This is a genomic window from Marinobacter panjinensis (assembly GCF_005298175.1).
Taxonomy (GTDB): Bacteria; Pseudomonadota; Gammaproteobacteria; order Pseudomonadales; family Oleiphilaceae; genus Marinobacter; species Marinobacter panjinensis.
Map to the genome: position 1 here is coordinate 1,256,924 of NZ_SZYH01000001.1, position 24,050 is coordinate 1,280,973.

At 54.2% G+C, this 24,050-nt stretch carries 18 protein-coding genes and 2 pseudogenes; 6 read left to right on the forward strand and 14 right to left on the reverse strand.

Annotated features, from left to right (window positions below; genetic code table 11):
* Positions 1–45: 45 nt before the first annotated feature.
* The 4 genes and pseudogenes from FDP08_RS20600 (at position 46) to FDP08_RS05710 (ending at position 6,698) form a co-directional block, all read left to right on the forward strand.
* Positions 46–1,518, forward strand: coding sequence for a flagellin N-terminal helical domain-containing protein (locus FDP08_RS20600; RefSeq protein ID WP_137435032.1), 1,473 nt, complete (start codon positions 46–48; stop codon positions 1,516–1,518).
* 40 nt (positions 1,519–1,558) lie between these two features.
* The gene (locus FDP08_RS05700) at positions 1,559–3,703 is read left to right on the forward strand and encodes a motility associated factor glycosyltransferase family protein (RefSeq protein ID WP_170978975.1); all 2,145 of its coding nucleotides are present in this window, start codon (positions 1,559–1,561) and stop codon (positions 3,701–3,703) included.
* A gap of 335 nt (positions 3,704–4,038) precedes the next feature.
* Positions 4,039–4,296 (forward strand): annotated as a pseudogene (locus tag FDP08_RS20695) (flagellin); the annotation flags it as partial.
* Positions 4,297–4,700: 404 nt separating this feature from the next.
* Entirely contained in the window at positions 4,701–6,698 is a 1,998-nt protein-coding gene (locus FDP08_RS05710) for a tetratricopeptide repeat protein (RefSeq protein ID WP_137435034.1), read from the forward strand.
* 168 nt (positions 6,699–6,866) lie between these two features.
* Here FDP08_RS05710 and sbcB read toward each other — a convergent pair whose 3' ends face one another.
* Both sbcB and FDP08_RS05720 read right to left on the reverse strand, forming a co-directional pair.
* The gene (sbcB, locus tag FDP08_RS05715; protein ID WP_137435035.1) at positions 6,867–8,312 is read right to left on the reverse strand and encodes an exodeoxyribonuclease I; all 1,446 of its coding nucleotides are present in this window, start codon (positions 8,310–8,312) and stop codon (positions 6,867–6,869) included.
* 49 nt (positions 8,313–8,361) lie between these two features.
* Positions 8,362–9,222, reverse strand: coding sequence for a hypothetical protein (locus FDP08_RS05720; protein ID WP_228263240.1), 861 nt, complete (start codon positions 9,220–9,222; stop codon positions 8,362–8,364).
* Positions 9,223–9,421: 199 nt separating this feature from the next.
* On the opposite strand from FDP08_RS05720, the gene FDP08_RS05725 reads away from it, so the two are divergent.
* On the forward strand, positions 9,422–10,447 hold the full coding sequence (locus tag FDP08_RS05725; RefSeq protein ID WP_137435036.1) for a response regulator: 1,026 nt from the start codon (positions 9,422–9,424) through the stop codon (positions 10,445–10,447).
* 2 nt (positions 10,448–10,449) lie between these two features.
* On the forward strand, positions 10,450–11,418 hold the full coding sequence (locus FDP08_RS05730; protein WP_137435037.1) for a sensor domain-containing diguanylate cyclase: 969 nt from the start codon (positions 10,450–10,452) through the stop codon (positions 11,416–11,418).
* A gap of 123 nt (positions 11,419–11,541) precedes the next feature.
* On the opposite strand, the gene FDP08_RS05735 is transcribed toward FDP08_RS05730, so the two are convergent.
* From FDP08_RS05735 to FDP08_RS05785, 12 genes and pseudogenes are all read right to left on the reverse strand, one after another.
* On the reverse strand, positions 11,542–11,910 hold the full coding sequence (locus FDP08_RS05735; RefSeq protein WP_137435038.1) for a histone-like nucleoid-structuring protein, MvaT/MvaU family: 369 nt from the start codon (positions 11,908–11,910) through the stop codon (positions 11,542–11,544).
* A gap of 158 nt (positions 11,911–12,068) precedes the next feature.
* Entirely contained in the window at positions 12,069–13,331 is a 1,263-nt protein-coding gene (gene tviB, locus FDP08_RS05740; RefSeq protein WP_137435039.1) for a Vi polysaccharide biosynthesis UDP-N-acetylglucosamine C-6 dehydrogenase TviB, read from the reverse strand.
* A gap of 34 nt (positions 13,332–13,365) precedes the next feature.
* Positions 13,366–14,832 (reverse strand): MBL fold metallo-hydrolase RNA specificity domain-containing protein, encoded by a 1,467-nt coding sequence (locus tag FDP08_RS05745; protein ID WP_137437235.1) that lies wholly within the window; start codon positions 14,830–14,832, stop codon positions 13,366–13,368.
* A gap of 70 nt (positions 14,833–14,902) precedes the next feature.
* Entirely contained in the window at positions 14,903–16,885 is a 1,983-nt protein-coding gene (locus FDP08_RS05750) for a polysaccharide biosynthesis protein (protein WP_137435040.1), read from the reverse strand.
* Positions 16,886–17,019: 134 nt separating this feature from the next.
* Positions 17,020–17,769 carry a YdcF family protein gene (locus FDP08_RS05755; protein WP_137435041.1) on the reverse strand — a complete coding sequence of 250 codons (750 nt, stop codon included), beginning with the start codon at positions 17,767–17,769 and terminating at the stop codon, positions 17,020–17,022.
* Positions 17,770–17,885: 116 nt separating this feature from the next.
* Positions 17,886–18,083, reverse strand: a pseudogene (locus FDP08_RS20440) (sugar transferase); the annotation flags it as partial.
* Between the two features lie 102 nt (positions 18,084–18,185).
* Positions 18,186–19,592: a mannose-1-phosphate guanylyltransferase/mannose-6-phosphate isomerase gene (locus tag FDP08_RS05765; RefSeq protein ID WP_137435042.1), complete on the reverse strand. Its 1,407-nt coding sequence runs from the start codon at positions 19,590–19,592 to the stop codon at positions 18,186–18,188.
* A gap of 157 nt (positions 19,593–19,749) precedes the next feature.
* Entirely contained in the window at positions 19,750–20,601 is an 852-nt protein-coding gene (locus FDP08_RS20445; RefSeq protein ID WP_228263241.1) for a phosphohexomutase domain-containing protein, read from the reverse strand.
* Positions 20,602–20,688: 87 nt separating this feature from the next.
* Positions 20,689–21,102, reverse strand: coding sequence for a phosphohexomutase domain-containing protein (locus FDP08_RS20450; protein ID WP_228263344.1), 414 nt, complete (start codon positions 21,100–21,102; stop codon positions 20,689–20,691).
* Positions 21,103–21,219: 117 nt separating this feature from the next.
* Positions 21,220–21,777: a sugar transferase gene (locus tag FDP08_RS05775; RefSeq protein WP_137437236.1), complete on the reverse strand. Its 558-nt coding sequence runs from the start codon at positions 21,775–21,777 to the stop codon at positions 21,220–21,222.
* Complete coding sequence (locus tag FDP08_RS05780; protein WP_137435043.1) at positions 21,774–22,718, reverse strand: UDP-glucose 4-epimerase family protein; 945 nt, start codon at positions 22,716–22,718, stop codon at positions 21,774–21,776. The genes FDP08_RS05775 and FDP08_RS05780 overlap by 4 nt, the downstream gene beginning before the upstream one ends.
* A complete protein-coding gene (locus FDP08_RS05785; RefSeq protein WP_137435044.1) occupies positions 22,715–23,827 on the reverse strand; it encodes a glycosyltransferase family 4 protein in 1,113 nt (370 codons plus the stop codon). Before FDP08_RS05785 ends, FDP08_RS05780 begins: the two co-directional genes overlap by 4 nt.
* Between the last annotated feature and the right edge of the window lie 223 nt (positions 23,828–24,050).

Sequence of the window (24,050 nt, forward strand, 5' to 3'; positions counted from 1 at the left end):
TTCGGGAATCGGGCTTCCGGCACCTTTTGAGCAGGGAGAATTGTTATGCCCCAGGTCATTAATACCAACATTGCATCGCTGAACGCACAGCGCAATCTCAATCAATCCCAGACCGATGCCAACGTGGCGTTTGAGCGCCTGTCTTCCGGCTTGCGCATTAACTCCGCCAAGGATGATGCCGCCGGTCTGGCCATTTCGACTCGCTTCCAATCGCAAATCTCCGGCCTTAATGTCGCCCAGCGCAATGCCAGCGATGGTATATCACTCGCTCAGACAACCGAGGGCGCTCTTGGTGAGGTAATCAATAACCTTCAGCGCATCCGTGACTTGGCGGTTCAGTCGGCCAACGCCACCAACAGTGCCTCTGATCGCCTGGCACTGGACCAGGAAGTCCAACAGCGGGTAGAGGAGATCGGCCGCATTGCAGATCAGACAACATTCAATGGCCTCAAGGTTCTCGACGGCTCATTTGGCGAGAAAACCTTCCAGGTGGGCGCCAATTCTGGCGACACCATCGAAGTGGACCTGTCCAAGGGGTCTCAAACCGACCAGATTGGTGGGCTTGCTCAGTCCGGAACCAGGGATGTCGGTGATGCCGCGCTCGCGGAGGGCGACCTTACAATTTCGGTTGGCGAGAGCGATCCCTTCGAAATTCCGGGAACGGACGGCGACACTTCGGCCAAAGCCAAGGCTGAGGCTATTGATTCAGCGAACATACCTGGACTCCCCACCGTATCGGCAACCAACGTCCAGACATTGAATTTTGGGGAGGTAACGGATGGTAGTTCTTCAGGCGGAACCTATTCTCTGAACCTCAATGTCGGTACCACCGCCGTCGAAGTAACCATTCCCGTTGGAAGTGGCGGTGACAGCGTTACTCTTGACGAGGTCGTGACTGCAGTCAACGATCTGGGACTGGACGGCTTCTCCGCCAGCGAGGGTACTACCGCTGGCACTATAGTCTTCAATGACGATGAAGGCCGGAATATCGAGCTGGTTTCGGAATCCGCAACAGGAACACTGACCGCAGCCTCAACAGCCAGCATTGGTTTTGACACTGCAGTAGCCAGTACCGGAGTGGAGGGCATTGGCAGCACGCTGACAGGCCAAGTCAGTATTGAGGCGCTCGACACCATCCGCATCGGTGGCAACAACCCGCAAAACGCCGGCTTCCTTGATGGCGAGGTAATTGCCGTTACAGGCAGCCTCGAAAACATTGACGTCAAGACTGTCGAAGGTTCCAACGATACGATAAAACGGGTGGACTCAGCACTCACAACGATCAATAGTATCCGCAGCGAGCTGGGCGCCGTGCAGAATCGCTTCGAGTCCACCATTGCAAACCTGAGCACGACATCAGAAAACCTGTCCGCCGCCAATAGCCGAATCCGGGACGCGGACTTTGCGGCCGAAACGGCAGAGCTTGCCCGCACTCAGGTACTCCAGCAGGCCGGCCTGTCCGTTCTCTCCCAGGCCAATGCCCGGCCCCAACAGGTGCTGCAACTGCTACAGGGATAAGCAGCAATCAAGACATGACGCCTCGCCACCCGGGGTAGTTATGAAACTCTCCATGCGCCTCGTGGCCTGTCAGCCTCGAGGCCATGTGTTAGAGTTTGAAAAAATGACTGTCGTGGAGATTTTTGTGGTCCAAAACAAAGCCATCGAGTTTGTGCAGCGAAGAGAAGCCAATCTCCGCTTTTTCCAGAAAGCCTACCCGAGCATCTATTCCTATTTCGCAAACTACAAGCCCACCAAGGCCGAAGTCGTTATCAGCAATGTCGAGGACGAGGTTGACTTGCAGCTGGATGGAAGATCCCTCTACGAAGGTCAAGGGAAATCAAGAGCACATCAAGGCGTGGAATTGTTCAAGTCCACATTCCGAGAAGGATCATTCTTGCCTTCCCTTCCACCACCATGGCCTGGTGACTATTATCATCCCAGATTTGCTCATCAGGCTGTGGATGCAATTATCAGTCAATCGCCATTAGACCGGTCATCTTTCACCGGATATAAGATGCCGAACTTCTTCCCACTTGTGGTTTTTCAGGGGGTAGGGCTTGGGTATCAGATCGAAGAACTTGTGACCACCTCAGAGGTAGAAAACGCCTTAATCATCGAACCCGAGCTGGAAATTTTTGCAGCCAGCCTGCTTACCGTCGACTGGGCCAGGGTGGCCTCAAAATTCCAGAAAAATGGGCGCTCCCTCAGGTTTTTGATTGGAGTCGAAAAAACAGAAGAGGCCCTCTGGCCAGCCCTGGTAAAGCATTTAGTGCATTTCACCCCGATTTTTCCAGTAATGAACCTATTCCTGAATGAAAGGGGCGACCGCACCATGACCACGGTTGCGGAGCGCATCAACCGCGAAGCTCTGGCAACATTGACGACCTGGGGCCACTACGACGATGAAGTTCGCCAACTGAACAATGCACTACATGCCTTCCACGAAAAAGTTAGAACCATTCCCTCTAAGGGAAGCGTCATTTCCGAAACCCCTACCTTGATTGTTGGGAGTGGCCCGTCGCTGGATGACCGAATTGACGATATCAAATCTGTTCGGGACAGGGTTATTCTTGTGAGTGCAGGCACTGGGTTAAGGGCTCTGATAGAAAACGATATTTATCCGGATTTTCATGTTGAACTAGAATCAGATTTTCTTAACTACAGGGTGATCAGCTCCTACGATCACGAAAAGCTCAAGTCTATTAAAATCATTGCGGCGTCGCAGATCTGCCCCCTGATCTGGGGGCTTTTTGGAGACCAGCGGCTCTACTTTAAAAGCGAAAGCCCCATCGCGTCTCTTTTTGGATCACCTGAAAAAAGTATCTCTGGTGGTGCCCCCACTTGTACAAACGCCGCCACAGCGATTTGTAGTCAGCTTGGCCTCCGTAATATCTTTCTTTTTGGCACCGATTTCGGGTTCAAGGAACACGACAAGCATCACTCACAGCGCTCGGTTTATATGGAAAGTAAGGACGATGCGATTGGAAACGAGCTTAAAGAAGGTGCAAGCAAGGCTTTTTCAAAGGCGCGAACTTTTACAGTCAGGGGTGTAAACGACAGCATCGTCCACACGACTCCAATCTATTTTACTGCGAAAAGAGCTGTTGAAGTCCTGATCCAATCAACCCGAGTATCGTCTCCGGAAACACGGTTTTTTAATTGTGCTGACGGCGCCGACATTGAAGGAGCCACTTGGCTTACAACAAGTCAATTCAAAGAATCAGCACTTGAGTATGGCGATCCTTCTGAAAAATCCCGTGTTCTGAATCTGATTTTTAGCCCAGATGCCGAAACGGTCTCCCTGAACGAGATGCAGGAAGGCTTGGACCACACTGAAGAAAAACTCCAACTTCTAGCGCTCAAACTACGGAATCTCCTCAAGAGCCGGCGCATAAGGGGCAAAAAAGATATTACCAGACTGTGCTCTGAAATCAGCAGGTATTTAGAAGGGCAATTATTGCCGGAGGATCCAGGTTTCTATTACATGATTCGCGGGACCGTACGCCATTTTCTGTACGCTGGATTCTCACATGCCATTGCATTGACAAACGAGCAAGACATTGCAACCTACCTGAAGCGATGGGAAGAAGCATTTATTAGCTGTCTGTCAGCGTTGCCCCAACATTTCAGGTCTGTTACCCGGAAGCAGTATTCGCTTGATTCTGACCCTTGGATTCGGCAATCAATCAATGACCCAGAATAAGCGATGGTGCCGATAGGATTCCGATAAATTGAAATATGGCGTTCCAATGGCATGGCAAATACCTGGCGTGCCGTTATCGAAAGCCAACTCAATGCAAAATACAGGAGACCGCGGTCCAGGCTAATCTGAATTCCAAAAACGACGACATCATCTTTTCGTCGGTCTTTGGACAAGCTTTTGATATTTCCATTGGAGGTGACGTAAATGCTGATGGGGTTTTCGACGGGCCCGGCCATCTGAATAACACTGTGAACGCCACGGTCGAAAATGATACCGAGAACATGAACACTGTGGATATTTCAGCACCTGAGGTGCGCAGATTTTCCATAATATCAGTGGACTACGCAATCGATACCATCAATGGCTTCCGCGGCGAGCTCGGAGCAGTTCAAAACCGATTCGAATCCACAATCGTAAACCTTGCAACAACCTCCGAAAATCTCTCGGCCTCCAACAGCTGAATCCGCGATGCCGACTTCGCAGCAGAATCCGCCGAACTCGCCCGTACCCAGCTCCTCCCGCAGGCTGGCCTCTCGGTATTGGCCCAGGCCAATCCGAGGCCACAGCAGGTGTTGCAGTTGTTGCAGGGCTAAGTATCGATCTGAAGTAAACGAACGAAACAGCCGGGCTTTGAGTCCGGCTGTTTCGTTTTGGAGTTTTCTGTTGGTTTGTTTTGTCGGATTACGCTTTGCTAATCCGACCTACAACTCCCTGGCCCGTTGATTCCCGCGTAGGTCGGATTTACCCGTAAAGGGCATAAAAGGCCCAAAGGGCCGTAATCCGACAAATGCCAACGTTACCACCAAAGCCCGACTCCGGGGCAGCCACCGCAGCTATCAGACTTGGGTTGTCGGATTACGGCTTCGCCTAATCCGACCTACGGTTTGCCCCAAACTGGCATGGGTTTCGCTACCTTTCTCTTAAAGCACTGCAAAACGTCAAAAAACTGCAGACCATTGCCGCTCGGTTGCCGCGGCGGGGTTTTACGAGGTGTCCCATGCAAGCACAGCACAACATCCACGCCACAGATGCACAAAAGGTTCATATCTCGCGGCTTCTGCTGCAGGCTAACCTCGCCTATGGGGAGTCCAACAGCCCGGTGTCGCTGGTTCAGCGCGTCAAAGCACGGTATGAGTGCCGGGGCTATCTGGGAGAGATCCTGGCGCAGGAGCCGGGCAATACCACAGCGCTGGGCTTGCTTGGGCGAGTAGAGCTGGATGAGGGCCACCTCGAGAAAGCGCATACCCTGTTCACAGACAGCCTGAGCCAGGATCCCGCGCAACCGCAGCAGTTTACCAACCTGGGCTACTGGGCCATCCGTTCCGAACGCCCCGCCTTGGCGGAGCAGTATTTCATCCAGGCCCTGGAGATGGACCGGCAATCCGCCGCCGCTTTCTGCGGGGTTGCCCATGCCAAGCGCTTGCAGGGCCAGTTTGATGTGGCCTACCTGCATTACCGAAAACTGCTGGAGATGGGCCTGGAATGGCCGTCCGTCTATAGCGGCATGCTCACCTGCGCCGAACAGCTGGACGTACAGAAAGCGGACTCAAAACTGGCCCGGGACGCGATCCTCCTGCTCCGCCACAAAGGCCTGCCCCACCAGGAAATCGGCCGTTTCGTGGGTGCCATCATCCGCCAACAGTATGACCTGGAAAATCCGAACGCCCAGGTCGCCCTGGACGCCGCCAGCGAAGACGAACTGCTGATCCTGGCCCTGGAAAAAACCCTGATGCCGGATCCCGCCGTGGAGGAACTGGTCACCCTGCTTCGCCGCGCCATCATCGCCGAAGTAGCTCAAACCGTTGAATTGCGGGATGAACTCCAGCCACTGGCACTCGCCCTGGCGATCTATGCAGACCGCACCGGCTACGCCCTGACGGCAGAAGATGACGAGGAACGCCTGGTCTCGGCCATTAATGAGAGCATCTGTGCGCAACTGGCCATGGGCGAGGAACAGGACGGCATGATCGGCTCGCTGATCATCAGCGCCATGTATGGCGCCATGTTCCACCAGAGGTTTGCGGTGCAGCTTGGCCGCTGGAACCTGGTGGACTGGCCCGTCGCCCTACAGTCAGTGATGGCGGCCAGCTACTATAACCGCGCCTCGGAAGAAGCCATCAAACAGAATTTTGATGAAAAAGCCGAAGAACTTTGCCTGGAGAAAACCGACGTACCCCAGGCCTGGCCTAGTTGGTCAAAGCTCGCATACCGTACTGAATCCAGTCTGAAAACCATGATGGCGACGGAACTGGGCATGAACACCGACCAACTGCCAGACACTCTGCGTATCATGGTCTGCGGCGCCCAGTCCGGCCAGCGCGCCATGGAACTGGCGCACTACCTGAAGGACGTGGAAGTCATCGCCGTGGACGAGTCCCTGGCCAATATCGCCAAGGCTACCAGGCTGGCCGGCGAAATGGGCATCGACAACATCGTCTTCTGGCCCTGGTCCATCGCCCAGCGATTCGTGGCCGATGACCACAAGGTGCACTGGATCGAAATCGGCCGCCTGCCCTCGGCAAAAATGACAGACGTATCCCTGGCAGCACTGGTCAGCTCCGCCACCGGCAATGGTGCCGTGGTGCACATGCACACCGCCGTCGATGAACAGACCGACGGCGACAAACAGATCCGTCACCTGGTTGCCCAGCACAACCTCAAACCCACCCGCACTGCCCTGCGCCAGCTCCGTAAAATGGTTCTCACCAACCGTCAGGACCCGATGTGGCAGTCGCTGGTATCTGAAATCGACTTCTACGGCCTGGGCGGCTGCCGGGACCGTTGGTTCTGCGAGCAGGATTCCCGTCAGTTGAAGGAGCTGATGGCGCTGGTGAGTAACGAAGTGGAGTGGAAACTGGTCAAGGCGCGGGACACCGACGGCCACAGTTTGGCCACAAAGCCCGTGCAGCAGCAGATTCAGGCAGAGGCACTGGGGAGTGAGGTGCAGAGTTTGATGGGGCAAGGGTTGAGTGTTTATTTTCAGCGGCGGCGGTGATTGTCGTTCAGGATGATTTGTCGGATTACGGCCCTTTGGGCCTAATCCGACCTACGTGAGCCACATGACCCATAGCGGTAGGTCGGATTAGCGAAGCGTAATCCGACACCCAGTAATGTAGGTCGGATTAGGTCCAAAGGGCCGTAATCCGACAACCCCACTTCCACGCTAAACATAAGGAATCAAAGACTCCCCATACAACTGCAACTCCTCCAGAACATGCCGCTTCTCCGGTGTAAGCTCGGGATCCGCAGCCAGCGTCTGCAGAATTTTGAAAAACTCCTCCAACGACCGCCAGCCCTTCTTGGGCTGCATTAACCGCTGCTGTCGGAATTCTTCCCACTTCTCCTGCTCTTCCGAAATCAGCGTATCGGGATAATTCCTCGCCCGGTACCGAAACAGCATCTCCTCCAGGCGACCATCCTCAAACCGCACTTCCTGCTCCCCCAGCGTTTCCACTGGTTGCTGCAGCAGCCAGTTGAGCTTTTCCCGGTCAGTCTTGCTGATAAATCCACCCGCATAGAGCTGTTCATCCGGGTCGGTCAGGTCGCCTTCGTGGGGCTGGTCAAAGGCCTGGGCAATCCGGCCAGGCAGGTCAGGAGCCTTGCGGAGAATGGCCAGGTGTTGTCGCAGCTTGTCACCGTCCAGCTCCAGTTCCGCCAGCCGTTCTTCAGAGAGCGACTTCAGCATGGTCGCCGGGGCCAGCACCGGGCATTTGTTCAGTTGCACGCCTTTGAGGGGAAACCGGCGTGTGCCCTCCCCCAGATCTGCCTGGGAAGTGAATACCCGCTCACGAATCTGTTCAGGGCTGGCGTGGATCAGTTCGCTGGGGTCTTCCCGCAGGTCGTAGACAATCACCAGGTTCTTGTTGGTGGGGTGGTCAGCCACCGGCGCCACCATCGCACAACAGCCCCGGGTGGCCGGGTACTTGGCGGAGATGTGGAATACCGGCTTCATGCTGGCGGTATCCAGCATGGCGCGGGCGGAGTGTTTGTCTTTGTTCTGCAGCACGAAGTCGAACAGCTTGGGCTGCTTTTCCTTGATCAGCTTTGCCACGGCAATGGTGGCTTCCACATCCGACATGGCGTCGTGGGCCGCTTCATGGGCGATGCCGTTGGCTGCAGTGAGCTCTTCCAGCTTGAAACTGGGACTGCCGTCTTCCTTCTTCGGCCAGTTGATGCCTTCCGGCCGCAGTGCGAAGGTCAGCCGCACCATGTCGATAATGTCCCAGCGGGAATTGCCGTTCTGCCATTCCCGGGCGTAGGGATCCCGCAGATTGCGGTAAAGCGTGTGACGGGTCACTTCGTCATCGAAGCGCAGGCTGTTGTACCCAACGGCGCAGGTGCCGGGCTGACTGAAGGCCTCGTTGATCTGTGCGATGAACTCCGCCTCGGGGAAGCCGCTCCCCAGGGCCGCTTGTGGCGTGATGCCGGTAATCAGGCAGGCTTCCGGCGCGGGCACATAGTCGTCCGCCGGGGCACAGTAGATAATCAGCGGGTCTTCAATGATGTTCAGGTCAGCATCGGTGCGCACACCGGCAAACTGGGAGGGGCGATCGTGTACGGGGTCGACACCGAAGGTTTCGTAATCGTGCCAGTAGAAAGAGCGGATCACCGAAAGGACTCCTGCATTGCGTTAATGGGTCGGATGGAGGGTATTGTAATCAAAACATCCCCATACCACGATCCACATAATGCGTCCGCTCCCGCTGAACCCCATTCTGCAACGTCTGCATATCCAACGTCATACTGGTCGGCAAATTGAGGAACACCCCTTCCGGCCCCTGAATCATGTTGGTGCCATCAAGATCCTGCCAATCCACAGACTCACTCTGGAATGCCAGGAACAGGTCCTTGGTAAAGCCAACGGTGCCGTCACCATTATCCACGCCCACGTCCATGGACAGCAGGTTGGTCAATGGCACGCACTCACTGCAGGTTCCATCTTCCGCCGCCAGGCCTATCTGGGTAGCACGGTGGTTGGTGGCTACACCTGCACTGTCAAACAGGGTGGCATCCACCGGATTACCACTGGCATCGTTGATCTTCAGGCCCAGGTTGCCGCTGAAGCTGGCGATCTCCCCGGAAAGCGTGCCACGCGCCTGGTTCAGGCCAAAGCGAAAACCGGAAAGCTTGCCGTCCCGTTCAGCCAGTTCCAGGTAGGGCTCGATGCCCTCAAACGGAACCACCTCGTCCACATTGTAGGTATTGCCATCAATCTGAACACGGGTATCGTCCCGGACATAGTGCCCGAGCGCGAAATTGGCGATATCGAGATCGGCGCCGGTATCATCCCCGCCCATAATCACGTGGTCGGCATTCAGCCGCTTCTCGGAATCAATGCCCAGTGTTACGCGGGTAAACTGGTGGTTAGCTCCAACCACATTGTCTACCGACATCATTGCCTGCCCTTGCACCTGGCTCATTTCCTTGTCGGAAATGGGCTCCAGTTCTGCCAGGGCAACAGGCGAAATACCCAGGCAGATGGTGAGAGGGACAGCATACCAATAAGCATCCTGTCTCATAGTGTTGTGTCTCTGATTTGTTAGTAGGCCTTGCCATCCGACGCCCGGCCTTGCGCCTGCAGTTATTATTTTTGTTACTGCATGTTACCGCAGAGACACTATATCCCAGGCGCCAGGGCCAATAGAGTGAGTCAGTTCACAGGGCATAGAATTCAGGGGCGCCACTGCTATACTGGCGAAAATAATAAACGGAGCAGCCATGACCACCCGCGTTCTTATCTGCGACGACTCCTCGTTCGCTCGCAAACAAATGGCCCGCGCCCTGCCCGCCAACTGGAACGCCGACGTCACCTTCGCCATCGATGGCCGCGATGCCCTGGAAAAGCTCCGGGCAGGCGCCGGTGAGCTGATGTTCCTGGATCTCAACATGCCGGAAATGGACGGGTACCAGGTGCTGGAAACAGTCCTGAAAGAAGATCTTCCGGTTCTGACGATTGTGGTCTCCGGCGACATCCAGCCCGAGGCACGGAAACGGGTACGCAAACTGGGCGCCATCGACTTCATCAAGAAGCCCACAGACACCGACCTGGTGATCAAACTGCTGCAGGACTACGGCTTTCTACGGCCGGAGGATCTCGTTCCTGTTACTGAACGAACCGACGAGCAGAAAGCTGAACCCGCGGCGGATGAAGCCACCATCAGCCTCAACGATTACCTGCAGGAAATCTCTAACGTCGCCATGGGCCGCTCATCGGATCTGCTGGCGCGACTGCTACGGGTCTTCGTCAAACAGCCGATTCCCCGGGTGGAGATGATTGCCCGCTCAGAATTGAGCATGGCCATCTCCGCCGCCGAGGAAGACAGTTGTTATTCCGCTGTCTGCCAGGGATTCACGGGGTCCGGAATCGCCGGTGAGGCACTGCTACTGTTTTCCGATGCCAGCTTCAACGACATGGCCGAACTGCTCCACTACGAAGAAATGGACCCCGAAACCGTCCAGGTAGAGGTGCTCATGGACATGTCCAGCATCCTCTTCGGCGCTTTTCTCAAAGGCATCGGCGACCAGCTGGACCTCAAACTCGGCCTGGGCCACCCTACGGTGCTGGGCCAGCATCGGCAGATCGGAGACCTGCTGGAGCACCACAGCACGCGACAGGAAAAGTTACTATGCATTGAAATCAGCTACGAGCTGGAAGACAGGGGCATCAGTTGCGACATGCTGGTACTGCTTACAGAAGACTCAGTACCCTTCCTTGAACAACGGCTGCAGTACCTGGTGGACTAATCATGGCAATGAAAGAGATAGAAGCGAGCACCTTTCACTGGCTGGTCGACATGCTGGAATCGGTGGAAGTGGGCCTGGTAGTGCTGGACCTGGACTTCCGCGTGCAGGCCTGGAACGGCTTTATGGAACACCACAGCGGCATCACCGCCAGCAGGATCCGTGAGCAGGTATTGTTTGACGTGTTTCCCGACATCCCCAAAGCCTGGCTGACCCGCAAGGTAGACTCCGTAGTCATGCTCAACACCCGGGCGTTCACATCCTGGGAACAGCGCCCCTACCTGTTCCGTTTTCGCAACACACGCCCGATCACCGGCACCGAAGATTTCATGTTCCAGAACCTGACCATCAGCCCCCTCTCCGCACCCGACGGAAAAGTGGATAAGATCTGCCTGATGGTTTATGACGTCACCGACATCGCCACCAGCAAACGGGCACTGGAGAAAGCCAACGAACAGCTGGCCAAGCTGAGCATGACCGACCGCCTCACCGGCCTGCTCAACCGCGGCACCTGGGAAAACCTCATCGATGCGGAATTCGAACGGTACCGCCGCTACGGCCACCCCACCTGCCTCGTGATGTTCGACATTGACCACTTCAAACCGGTAAACGACACCTACGGCCACCTCGCCGGCGACGAAGTCATCAAATACACCGCCAAAGTCATGAAGGACAGCCTCCGCCAGTCCGACAGCCCCGGCCGCTACGGTGGCGAAGAATTCGGCATCATTCTGCCGGAAACCGACCCCGAAGGCGCACAGATAATTTGCGAACGCATCCGCGAAACCATCCAGAACAGCACCGTACAAACCACTGTCGCGCCGATCCAGTACACCGTCAGCATCGGCATCGCTCCGCTAACCGAAGGGCCGGAGAATCATATGCAGTGGTTACAGCAGGCGGATGAGGCGTTGTATGCGGCGAAGGAAGGGGGAAGGAACCGGGTGGTGGTTTTTGGGGGTGGGAACGATTGAATCGATGGTCAACGCATGCTCTGGGTTGTCGGATTACGGCTTCGCCTAATCCCACCTACGTAGGTCGGATTAGCGCCGCCCCGCGGCGCGTAATCCGACACCGCGGCTGCGACAAAAATATAATCAATCCTGCTGCCAACCCTGCACAGTCTCCTTCCCATGCTTCTTCCGCCACTCATTCAAAACCTTGTGATTACCACCACGGGTCTGAACCACTTCACCGGTATGCGGGTTCTTATAGGTCTTCATCGGCCGCTTGGCACGGCTACCATTACCGGTATCAGCCTTGGCACCAGCAATAAAGGGATCGATAGCTCCCAGAATCTGAAGAACGTCTTTCGGCGATTTATCATACTTCGTCATTAACTCGCGAACCTTGTTTTCAAACTCAAGTTCGCCCTTTAGCGCCTGGTCCTGCTCCAGCTTCGCCAGTTCTTCAGAGAGCTTTTCCATAAGCTGCTTTTTCTGGTAGTAATCGTTTATCTTTGCCATGGATACAAACCCTTATTAATTGCACTACAATTGAAATGACCTAAAATTCAAAACTCATAATAATCGATAATTTTAAATATGGCAAAATATTACTTCACAAAACAGGCACCCATAAAAAAACCAGCCCGAAGGCTGGCTTAATTTAAATAACCAAAAGACTACAACCGCAAATCGGCTTCACCCAATGGCAACACACCCTTGAGATCAAACAATACACCATTGTCTTTCAGGTATTCCCGCAATTCACCGGAAGAAAGCACTGCATATTCCCGGTGCGGCACTGCCAACAATACCGCATCATATTGTCCTTTCTCCGGGTTCTGGTGTAATGAAATGCCGTACTCATGCTCAGCTTCTTCATTGTTCGCCCAGCAATCCGTGACATCCACTTTACAACCAAATTCAGACAGCTCTTTAACCACATCAATAACCCGCGTATTACGCAAATCGGGACAATTTTCTTTAAAGGTAAAACCCATGATCAACACGCGGGCACGTGCAATTGTGTGCCCCGCCTTGATCATCGCCTTCACCAGCTCCGATGCCGCATAGGGCCCCATATTGTCATTGACCCGGCGGCCAGCCAGAATAATATCCGGATGATAGCCAATAGCCTGGGCCTTGTGGGTCAGATAATATGGATCCACACCAATGCAGTGCCCGCCAACCAGGCCCGGCTTGAAAGGCAGGAAGTTCCATTTGGTTGCTGCGGCTGCAAGGACTTCATGGGTATCGATTTTAAGTTTCGAAAAGATCATCGATAATTCATTCATCAGCGCAATATTCAAATCGCGCTGGGTATTCTCAATTACCTTCGCCGCTTCAGCCACTTTGATGGAACTGGCTTTATGGGTACCGGCGGTAATAATACCGGCATAGAGTTCATCCACTTCAGTAGCGATTTCCGGCGTTGATCCAGAAGTCACCTTTTTAATAGTGGTTACACGGTGTTCTTTATCGCCGGGATTAATCCGCTCCGGGCTGTAGCCAGCGTGGAAGTCCTGATTGAAAACCAGGCCCGACACTTTCTCAAGAATAGGCACACAAACCTCTTCCGTGGCGCCCGGATAAACCGTGGACTCATAAATAACAATATCGCCACGCTTGAGCACTTTCCCCACACTCTCACTGGCTTTAACCAGTGGTGTTAAATCCGGTGATTTGAACTCATCAATTGGCGTAGGAACCGTCACAATATAAATCTGGCAATCGCGAATACCTTCCAGGGAATCGGCAAACGACAGCCCCTTTGACTCCGCCAGTTCTTCCCGGGAAACCTCACGGGTAAAATCCACACCATCCTTTAATTCAGCAATGCGCTTTGCGTTGATATCAAAGCCAACAATCTCGCGCTTTTCCCCGAAGGCTGCTGCCAAAGGCAGACCGACATATCCGAGGCCAATTACTGCGATTTTTTTCATGATTCCAATAATCCTTTAATGAAACATAACTGGCTCAGGCCAAACCGGGAATCATTATCCCCTTTAGCCCGACGGAATGAAATTGACTTTTCAGTGACTCCTTGGCGTCCGCGTCCCCATGCACAATCCGGATTTCTGAAGGTGGCGGCTCAATACCACTCACAAACCGCACCAAATCCGATTGCCCTGCGTGGGCTGAGTAACCACCCACCTGATGCATCCGGGCGCGGATATCATAACGCTCGCCATCCAGTTCAACCCAGCCACCCTGCGCCCCGTAAGTGAGGATATCCCGACCCGGGGTGCCTTTGGCCTGGTAACCTACGAATAGAACGTCATTGCGTTTATCTGCCAGCATGACCTTCAGGTAGTTCACCACCCGGCCACCAGCACACATGCCGGAGCCGGCCAACACCACGCAGGGGCGGTGTGATTTAGCCAGGTAGTCAACGGCGTTGAGGTGGTCTTCGTGGCTGTTGATGACCGTGAGTTGCTCGAAGGACAACGGATGCCGGCCCTGATTGACCAGTTCAGTGGCTTCGGCGTCCCAGAAGGGTTTGAGGTCGCGGTAGATTCGGGTGAAGGTGGCGGCCAGAGGTGAGTCGACGACGATTTCCAGATTTTTCCAGGTAAGCCGGGATGTCGGATTACGGCTACGCCTAATCCGACCTACGTAGGTCGGATTAGCATCGCCCCGCGATGCGTAATCCGACACCGCAGAATCCCCAAACTCCGCTATCAAACTCTCAATCTCATACAACAACTCCTGCGTCCGCCCAATACTGAACGCCGGCACCAACACCGTCCCACCATCCTCCAGCGCATGCTCCAACACCGCCTTAAGCCGGTACCGCCTGCTCTCCCTGCTCTCATGGTCCTTGTCACCGTAGGTGCTCTCAATCACCACCCGGTCCGCCCGCTCCGGCGGCTGGGGCTCCGGCAACAACGGCGCATCGGGCGCGCCAAGGTCGCCACTGAACACAATCCGCTCAAATTCGCCATCACACTCCGCTTCACATTCCACATAGGCCGAACCCAGAATGTGCCCTGCCCTCTGCAACCGAGTGGACAGCGATTCACCCTCTCCATCAAAAACCGAATGCCACTGCCCATAAGGCACCGGCACAAGCCGGGACCGAATCAGCCCCAGCACTCTCTCTATCAGCGCCCTGTCCCGGGTGAAGCCAATCTTCAGGGCATCCTCAAGAATCTCCGGCAGCATGATCGCCGAAGGCTCCGAACAGATAATCGGCCCCTCGAACCCGGCAGCAAGCAGATAGGGAATGCGACCGACATGGTCGATGTGTACATGGGTAATCACCAGCGCACGGATATGGCTGATGGGAAACTCAATGGAAAGGTCCGAGGCATTGGCGCCGTTGCCCGCCTCTTCGCCCTGAAAAAGGCCGCAATCAATCAGAATTCCGGAGTTGCCTACAACCAACTCGTGGCAGGAACCTGTTACGCCTGTCACCGCTCCGTGGTGTTTTATGTCGATCATCATAACCTTCCCTGTTATTTAAAGACTGTTCTCCTGGTGTTTGTCGGATTACGCCTTCGGCTAATCCGACCTACACGGACAAGCGGTGCACTTTCTCGCCCTGGTGATCTGCCACCACTGCCTCTGACGGCCCGTTACACCAAACCAGGTCCTCCAGCTCACCATTGGGCGCATACCCCGTTTGGGCGGCTTTCAGAACTTCGATGATGGCGGCGCAGTCGAAGGATTGGCTGGCGCGCTGTAGCTGGCTGAGCAAATCCTCAATACGTTCCCATGGCAAAGACACTTCCCGCGCCATCATAATGCGGGGGTGTGAGGTACCCTGTGGGTCATCACCTATCAGCAACTCTTCGTACAGCTTCTCCCCCGGGCGCAGGCCAGTAAAGACCACTTCGATGTCTCCGCCAGGATCGTCCTCGGTTTTCTCTTCCAGGCCCATCAGGTGGATCATCTTCCGGGCCAGGTCCGCAATCTTCACCGGTTCGCCCATGTCCAGCACAAACACTTCACCACCCACGCCAATGCTACCGGCCTGCAACACCAATTGGCTGGCTTCGGGTATGGTCATAAAATAACGAATAATATCGGGGTGGGTAACAGTAACCGGGCCACCATCGCGAATCTGGTCCCGGAACAGGGGTACTACAGAGCCGGAAGAACCCAGCACGTTACCAAAGCGAACCATGGAAAAAATGGTCTTCTGCTGCCGCTGCGCCAACGCCTGCAGTACCAGTTCCGCCAATCGCTTGCTCGCCCCCATCACGTTGGTGGGGCGAACGGCCTTGTCCGTGGAAATCAGCACAAAACGCTCGACACCGGCAGCAATGGCTGCCTCCGCCGTGTGCCAGGTGCCAAACACGTTATTCTGCACACCTTCAATCACATTGTGCTCCACCAGCGGAACATGCTTGTAAGCCGCTGCGTGGTAAACCGTCTCAACACCAAAGGCCCGCATAGCCGTCTCGCAGCGGCGACGATGGTTCACGTTTCCAAGCAGAGGGTGCAGCGCTACTTCGAGCCCTTCAACCTGGTTGATGGCGTTCAGTTCCCGCTCAATCGCGTAGAGTGAGAACTCGGACTGCTCGAACAACACCAGTGTACGTGGGCGATGGCGAATGATCTGGCGACACAATTCAGAGCCAATCGAACCGCCGGCGCCGGTCACCATCACAGACTTCTGGTAAAGGCTTCTGGCGACAACCGCAGAATCCGGCCGAACCGGCTCCCGCCCCAACAAGTCTTCTATTTCCAGATCCCGGATATCGTTAATTCGCGCCTGGCCAGCCACCAGCTCCGACATGGAGGGGACAGTCTGAACCGGAACAGACAGGGGCTCCAGTTGCTTCAGCAATTTCTTGCGATCAACCTGGGAATTTTCATCCAGCGCCAGCAGTATCCGCTGCACCCGGTGCCTGGGCAAATGCTTGGCGATGTGATTGATGCTGACTACCGGCAGGCCATTGATCATGGATTTGTGGTTGGCACGGTCAAACGTCACAAAAACTACCGGTCGATACTCCGTGCCCTGTTCCAGAGCTGAGGCCAGTTGCATGCCGGTTTCGCCAGCACCCACGATGGCTACTGCCTCTTTGGCACGCTGCCTGGGATGGTTCACGATCATCCGTACACCCAGGCGGGTGCCGCTCACGAACAAGAAGGCCAAGGCACCATAAATGATGGGCACGGAACGCGGCACAAACACCTGAAGCAGATACCCCAACACGATCAGTGTCGTAGCAGACGCCACAACACCATAGATAATCGTCAGAAAGGCCTTGTCGCCAAGATAGCGAATCACCGCCCGATACAACCCGAGGCGGATAAATATCGCAATGGTGAACACGACCGTTATCGCCGCAACCGTCAGCTGACCTTGCGTTGGCAACCAGAGATGTTGCTCAAGCCGCAGCGCGAACGCTGCCCAGATAGCAAAGAACAGGACGAACGCGTCAGAAAGTACAGAAACAACCCGCTTCTGAAACCTGGGTAGATTTAGAAAGGCCTTAACAAAAAAATTACTGCCCGGGTGTTTATTCGGTTTATCTCTGCTCACACGACTCCTCCGCTCTCACAATCATTTCCTTACTTCGCCGAGTATAGAACCGGCCCACCGGGAACATGGAATTAAACATCTGAAACCCTTCAGCCCCGGGATTGAGGCAACGCAATATTATGTCTCTAACGCTATTACCTACCCACCAGTCGCCCAACGATCTCTTTAATCGCACGACTACTCCCATCAAGCGCATCGGTGTTTGGAAGCCAGTACCGCCAGGCCGGCAGATCACGTATCTCGTGGTCCGTAGCAGCCGGAATCACCTCCAGCCCCTGGGCTTCAAACAGCGCTTTGGAACGAGACATATGTAGCGCAGAAGTTACCAGCAGTATGCGGTTTATGCCTCGGCTTGCAAGAATATCCGCCGTGAACCCCGCATTCTGGGTGGTATTCCGGCTGCGCTCTTCCAGCAGCATGGCGGAATCCGGCACGCCCAGCTCGCTGATAAACCAGCGCATAGCTTCGGCGGAAGAAGTCGCCCGGTATTGCGGATCATGCCCACCATTCAGAATCAGCAATGGCGCCTTACCCGCCTGATACAACCGCGCACCATGCCATTCCCGGTCCGAGGCTGCGCCAAGGTTCGGGTAGGGCTCTCCGTAACTCAACGGCGACGTACCCCCGCCCAGCACCACAATTGCACCGGCCTCCGGCATGGCACTGGCATTCACCGCCGGGTGCTGATTTTCCAGATAACCTCGTATGGAATGGCTGGCCACTGGTAAGGACCAGGCCCACAGCCACGCCAGAGATAACACGCCCAGACCCAAGGCCAACCGATTCCTCCCCGCAAAGCCCAGAATCAGAGCCAGTAGCCCGCCGAATAATGCGGAGCCCAATGGGGAGATGAGTGCGATAGCGAGCTTAGAAATGATGAACATTTAGGTTACGTGACTATGTTTGGTAGGCGTCCAGGAAACCGCGGGCTCGCCAGTGGCAAGTCTACACTTTTATCTGTTCCACGCAGATCTGCGGTTTCCATGACTGAAAAATGCTATCAGTCTTTACCTGGCACTCTGTCGCCAGCGCCCTTACCAGTCATCGGCATTAAGATATACTTGAAGTAAGCCCCAACTGTCAGACTCTCCAACATCTTCTGGTCCGTCTCTGCCAACAACTTTGGCGTCGACATATCAATATCGTTCACCTGCGCCAGCCCAGTGACTCCCGGCCGAGCAGCCAACACACCCCGTTGCTCATGTCGTAGGTTTTTGATGCTACTGACTCCAAGGTATCCCTTAGTGTCGATTCACTGTTATATCAGACTATGGCTATCGAAATTTTTTGATATTCGAATCTAGGCGCGCCCATACTGATCCTTTAGCCTCACAATATCGTCCTCTCCAAGATAAGATCCGGACTGAACTTCAATCAGTTCCAATGGAATGACACCTGGGTTCTCCAGACAATGCACTTGCCCGACCGGAATATAGGTAGACTGATTCTCCGTCACCAGAAACTCCTTCTCCCCAACGGTCACTTTTGCGGTACCACTTACAACAATCCAATGTTCCGCACGATGGTGGTGCATCTGTACCGAAAGTTTGGCTCCGGGCTTAACCGTTATCCGCTTGACCTGATACCGCTTACCGTTGTCAATCGAGTCATACACACCCCAAGGTCGATATACCTCACGATGGTTCATATGCTCATGACGGCCATCGTTTTTGATGGCTTCAACGATCTTTTTGACATCCTGAACACTGTCTTTGTGGGCAACCAACACTGCATCTTTGGTTTCCACAACAATTAGGTCTTCCACACCCACAGTAGCAACCAGTTTATGTTCGGCATGAATCAGGCTGTTACGGGTATTAATGGCCAGTGAATCCCCTTTGCAAACATTGCCCTCAGAGTCCTTTTTGCCAATCTCCCACAAGGCTGACCAGGAACCAATGTCATTCCAACCCGCGTCGAGTGGAATCACTGCCGCATCAGACGTTTTTTCCATTACGGCATAATCAATCGACTCTTCGGGGCATTCAGCAAAAGTTGCGTCGTCTACCCGCACAAAATTCATGTCCTGGCTGCCACCCTCGAATGCCCGGGTACAGGCGTTCAAAATATCCGGACGAAATTCACGCAGCGCCTCAAGATAAACACTCGCCTTGAACATAAACATGCCGCTGTTCCAGTAGTAGTCTCCTGAATCCAGATAACTTTGTGCTGTACCCGAATCAGGTTTTTCCACGAACCGCGCTACGTCAAAACCCTGCCGCAGCAGTGATGCCCCCCGCTGTATGTAGCCGTAGCCGGTTTCTGCATGAGTAGGCACAATGCCAAACGTCACCAGCTTGTTTTTGCTCGCCAAAACCTCGGCAGCCTGAACGGCTTCCTGAAAAGCTTTGTCATCAGCAATAAAGTGATCTGCAGCGAGCACTAACAGCACCGGGTCTTCACCGTTAAGAGTCGCATTCAAAGCAGCGAGTGCGATGGCGGGAGCGGTGTTGCGACCGACTGGTTCCAGTAGAATGCTGGCATCAATAACGGACAACTGACGCAACTGCTCTGCCACCATAAAACGGTGAGCTTCGTTACATATGATGGCCGGTGCCGCTATCTCAAGTCCGTCCAGGCGAGACAGAGTTTGCTGCAACAGCGTGCTATCACCGCAGAGTTTCAGAAACTGCTTGGGATTCAGTTGACGAGACAAGGGCCACAGGCGCGAACCAGTGCCGCCGGCCATAATTATCGGAAGAAACATTTTAAGCCTTTAGTTTTGTATCGAAGAAGCCCTTTATTGGGCGGATTAGAATTTCTTGCAGAAAATCTGCCTTGACGATTGCGCTGCCAAAGAAAACCCGAAGAAATCAGGTACCAACTAACTTGGCACAGGCGCCCAGTATCCGCGGCAACAATCTCTACCCCAAAACCTTACGCAGCACACCCTGAACTAGCTCTACCGCTCGCGGCTCGCTTTCTGCCTCCGCATAACAGCGCAACTCAGGCGCGTTGCCGGAGGGGCGAAGATGCACTATCTCCCCGTTATCCAGGGTTACCCGCAAACCATCAGTGGTATCTGCGGTTTTGATCGCGGAATCCAGCCCAAGATCCCGCTGCATGGCCGTCAAATCCTGCTGCCACGACTCCAGAAGGCTTTGGCTATGCTCGCGTGGAAAGGCTTTCAGGCGGTCGCAGGCCGTGTATCGGGCCGGCAAATCGGCAACCAGTTGCGACAATGGTTTGTTTGCCCGGGCTGCAGACACCATGAGCGTAAGCGCAGGAAGCAGGGCATCGCGGGTAGGTAACGCTTCGAGCAAACGCTCGTCTTTCTCAATGGTGCTGCCCAATAGAAAACCACCATTCGCTTCAAAGCCCGCAACACGCTCATACCGATCAGCCAATTGCTCCATACCAGCCAACACGTAAGGCGAGCCAATTCGTGTGCGAAGCACTTCAGCGAAAGCGTCGGAATTCTCAATCGCCGTATTACAGCTAGCCGGTACCGCCAGCGCCTGAATATCCAGCTCACGAGCACATAAGAGTCCTACGATGTCGCCTCTCAACCAGTTGCCTTGCTCATCCGCCAACAGCGGCCGATTGCCATCACCGTCTGTCGTGAGAATGGCATCAAGGCCGTGGGCGGCTGAACAGGCGCGGCCTCTGGCACGATCTTCATCACTGACGGCCTCGGTATCTACCGGCACGAATGAGTCACTGCGGCCCAGAACAACAACGTCGACGCCTAACGCCTCCAGAACATCATGATTCAAATCGCGCCCAGCGGCAGAATGCTGATACAAGCCTATCCGGAGCCCTTTCAACGGCTGCCCCGTGAACCAACCCAGATAACGAGCCTTCTAAGTCTCGGCAGCACGCACATCTTCCGCTTGCTGCACAACCTCGCCAAGAACCGGCATGGCTTTATCAATGGCCATAATGGCCTGTTCGTCGGCTTTGGCAATCTCACCATCTGGCCGATAAAACTTAATGCCATTACGATCAAACGGAATGTGATTGCCCGTTATCATAATGGCAGGCACTCCGCCTGCCATAGCCTGAAGTTCCAATGCTGGCGTGGGCAGAGCGCCGTAATTGTCCACCGCAATTCCCATAGCCCGGGCAGCGGCCGAACAGGCGGCCACCATGGGGGGACTGGCAGGCCGAAAATCCCGGCCAATCGCCAGGCGCTGCACCCGTGCTTCCTCGGCCATCACGACCAAAAATGCGGCCGTAAAAGCCGCACAAACTTCGTCAGTAAGGTCTTCAACCAGTCCCGGGCACCGCTGGTGCCGAAGTCGATACCTGAGCGTTCAAGCACTTGTTTGATTTGCCTTAGACACTCCTTTATAAACCAACAGCCACAGTCTAAACACACCCAAAGTGGGCTATCAGTCTTTACCGGGCACCCGGTCGCCTGCCCCTTTACCAGCAACGGTCATAAAAATGTACTTGAAGTAAGCGCCCACTGTCAGGTTTGCCAGCATCTTCTGGTCCGTCTCCGCCAACAACACAGGCGTCGACATATCAATGTCATTCACCTGCGCCAACCCGGTAATACCAGGCCGAGCAGCCAGCACACCCCGCTGTTCACGTTCAGCAATCAACTCTTCCTGGTTAAACAAGCAAGGCCGTGGCCCCACCAGGCTCATTTCACCTTTCAGCACATTCCACAGCTGCGGCAACTCATCCAGCTTGGTGCGGCGCAGGAAGTGCCCGAAAGGCGTAATCGCACTGGCGCTGGCGAGGTGACTGGCCACATGGGCGGTGTCTTTTTTCATAGTGCGGAACTTCACCAGAGTGAACGGCTTTTTGTTGCGCCCTACCCGCTCCTGGCGAAAAACGGAAGAGCCGGTATCGAAAAAACCAATAACCATCAGAACCAACAGCACCGGAAAGCCGAATAGCAAACCAAACAACGAAAAGAATAAATCAAATAACCGAATCAACGTCCATTCTCCGAAACAAAACAACGCCGAAGCCCTTCCTCCACCGACAGTGGCGGCTCCCAGCCCAATAGGTTGCGTGCTTTGGAAATATCCACCTGCAAGGAACCCAGCAAGCCTTGTGAAAAATTTTGCTTTCCCAAAAGCCATGCCCCGAACTTCAGCATACCGACTGGCACAGGAATCAACCGCACGTGTTTTCCCATAGCTTCGCCCGCACCTCGCAGTAATTGCGTCGTGGATAGGTCCTCTCCGTCGCCGGCGAGAAACACCTGTCCAGTAGCGGCCGGGTGATCAATACAAACAGTAATCAAATCCAGGAGATTATCCAATGATACTAGAGTGCGCCGGTTATCCACGGCCCCCAGCGGCAAAGGTATGCCACGGTCAATCCACTTCACGAGGCTGCCAAACTTACCAGGAGCATTAGGTCCGTATACGAGTGGAGGGCGGATTATTACAACCTCCATGCCGGTCTTTTGGGAGAATTCCAACAATTCCCTCTCGGCCTCCCATTTCGACTGGGCGTATGCGTTCACTGGGCGAGGAAGATCCTCTTCTGTAAAAGGCGTTTCGTTAGTATCTCCGTTAACGCCGACCGAGCTCACAAAAACCATTCGCTTCACGCCGGCTGCTAAAGCAGCTTTGGCGACATTTAGGCTTCCGGAAACATTAACACGCCTAAATTCGGCCAATGGATCGTCGCTATATCGCGAATTTACATGGGCTAGACCGGCCAAATGGATGACAACATCCATACCTTGAAAACATTGTGGCGCATCTCCTCCTTCATATAGACATCCCGCAGCCCTGATAGGGATGTCAAGCTCTTTTTTTGCTTTGCGAGTTAATCCGATTATCTCATCAAAGTTACAATCTTTCTGCAATGCTTTACCCAAAGCAGAACCAATGAAGCCGGAAACACCTGTAATCACTATATTCACGTTTTAGACTCTACGGCAAGTGCTTGTAGATACACAGACTCTGTCCTATGCAGCATTGCTTCAAAGGTGAACTCGCGTTCGAACTCTAAATGCCCTGCTTCACCCATTCTAACTCGCGCTTCGGGTTCTGAAATAATTTTTCTTAGCGACTCAATAAGTTCGGCCCGCCCATTCCGAGGCACCAAATATCCGGTTACTCCATCGGTAACTGCCTCGCTTACCCCTCCCACATCTGACGCAACTACTGGCAAACCTGCTCGCATTGCTTCAAGGATAGTTAGAGGCAAGCCTTCCCAACGAGACACTAATATCAAGGCATCCGAACGGCTCAGGCACTCTGGAACATCATCCCTTTCACCGAGGAATAAAACGCGCTTAGACAGCCCGAGACTCTCAACCAGAGACTTTGCACTCTCCAGAGTAGGCCCATCACCAATGAAATCCATAGACCAGTCTAGACACTTAATAGTTGCAAGCGACTCAATCACAGCTCGCTGATCCTTAGGTTCCTCGAACCTGGCGACCATAACCAGCTTTGCACGTTGGTCTTGATGGGTTGCTCGCAAAGCCTGTGGTACATCTGGCATCCCGTTATGAACAACCACCATCTGATCATATGATGCAACCTTTTCCTGAATTGCGATATTCCGGTCGTACTCGGACACCGTGATGATTCGATCAGAAATATTGGCCATTGCCCTTTCTACTACCGCGTACAACTTCCGTTTTGCCTCAGAAACGCCCTCAGTAAACGGCCATCCATGAGCAGTATAAACCGCGGGGACCGAAAGACGCTTTGCAACTAATCGGCCTAATATACCCGCCTTGGCCGAGTGGAGGTGAACTAGATCCGGCTTCAAGTCGGCTAACGCTCTCAATAGTTCAAAGTAACCCCGAATATCAGCACAAGGAGAGATTTCTCGCACAAGAAATTTCAACGACCGACAATCGATACCAAGCTGTCTAGCGCGATCAACAACAATCCCCTGGCCACCAATAAGAACGACGACCGTGTGCCCAAGATCCTTCATGCCTTTGGCCAGATCCAGCAAGTGGACACTTGCACCTCCCATTACATCAGACCGAGTAATCACATAAACCAATTTCAAATGTGGGCCCTCCCAAAGCTGAAAATCAGCCATTCCCAAAGGCAACGCAACTTCAGGCCATACCGCATATCTTCATCCTTGATATAATCCTCACTAACTTTCGGCAGTTGGCGATCTGACATCCTAATCTTCGACGCAATTAGGGCGTCAAATAAAAATTTCAGAGACAAGTCCGCACGGCCATCACCCTTTTAACCGGGGTTCCAAAATAGATCTCAGGCTA

Excerpts from the sequence above, each read along its gene's own strand:
- FDP08_RS20600 (WP_137435032.1), top strand. The coding sequence starts at position 46 with ATGCCCCAGGTCATTAATACCAACATTGCATCGCTGAACGCACAGCGC.
- FDP08_RS05700 (WP_170978975.1), top strand. The coding sequence starts at position 1,559 with ATGAAACTCTCCATGCGCCTCGTGGCCTGTCAGCCTCGAGGCCATGTG.
- FDP08_RS05710 (WP_137435034.1), top strand. The coding sequence starts at position 4,701 with ATGCAAGCACAGCACAACATCCACGCCACAGATGCACAAAAGGTTCAT.
- FDP08_RS05720 (WP_228263240.1), bottom strand. The coding sequence starts at position 9,222 with ATGAGACAGGATGCTTATTGGTATGCTGTCCCTCTCACCATCTGCCTG.
- FDP08_RS05725 (WP_137435036.1), top strand. The coding sequence starts at position 9,422 with ATGACCACCCGCGTTCTTATCTGCGACGACTCCTCGTTCGCTCGCAAA.
- FDP08_RS05730 (WP_137435037.1), top strand. The coding sequence starts at position 10,450 with ATGGCAATGAAAGAGATAGAAGCGAGCACCTTTCACTGGCTGGTCGAC.
- FDP08_RS05735 (WP_137435038.1), bottom strand. The coding sequence starts at position 11,910 with ATGGCAAAGATAAACGATTACTACCAGAAAAAGCAGCTTATGGAAAAG.
- tviB (WP_137435039.1), bottom strand. The coding sequence starts at position 13,331 with ATGAAAAAAATCGCAGTAATTGGCCTCGGATATGTCGGTCTGCCTTTG.
- FDP08_RS05745 (WP_137437235.1), bottom strand. The coding sequence starts at position 14,832 with ATGATCGACATAAAACACCACGGAGCGGTGACAGGCGTAACAGGTTCC.
- FDP08_RS05755 (WP_137435041.1), bottom strand. The coding sequence starts at position 17,769 with ATGTTCATCATTTCTAAGCTCGCTATCGCACTCATCTCCCCATTGGGC.
- FDP08_RS05765 (WP_137435042.1), bottom strand. The coding sequence starts at position 19,592 with ATGTTTCTTCCGATAATTATGGCCGGCGGCACTGGTTCGCGCCTGTGG.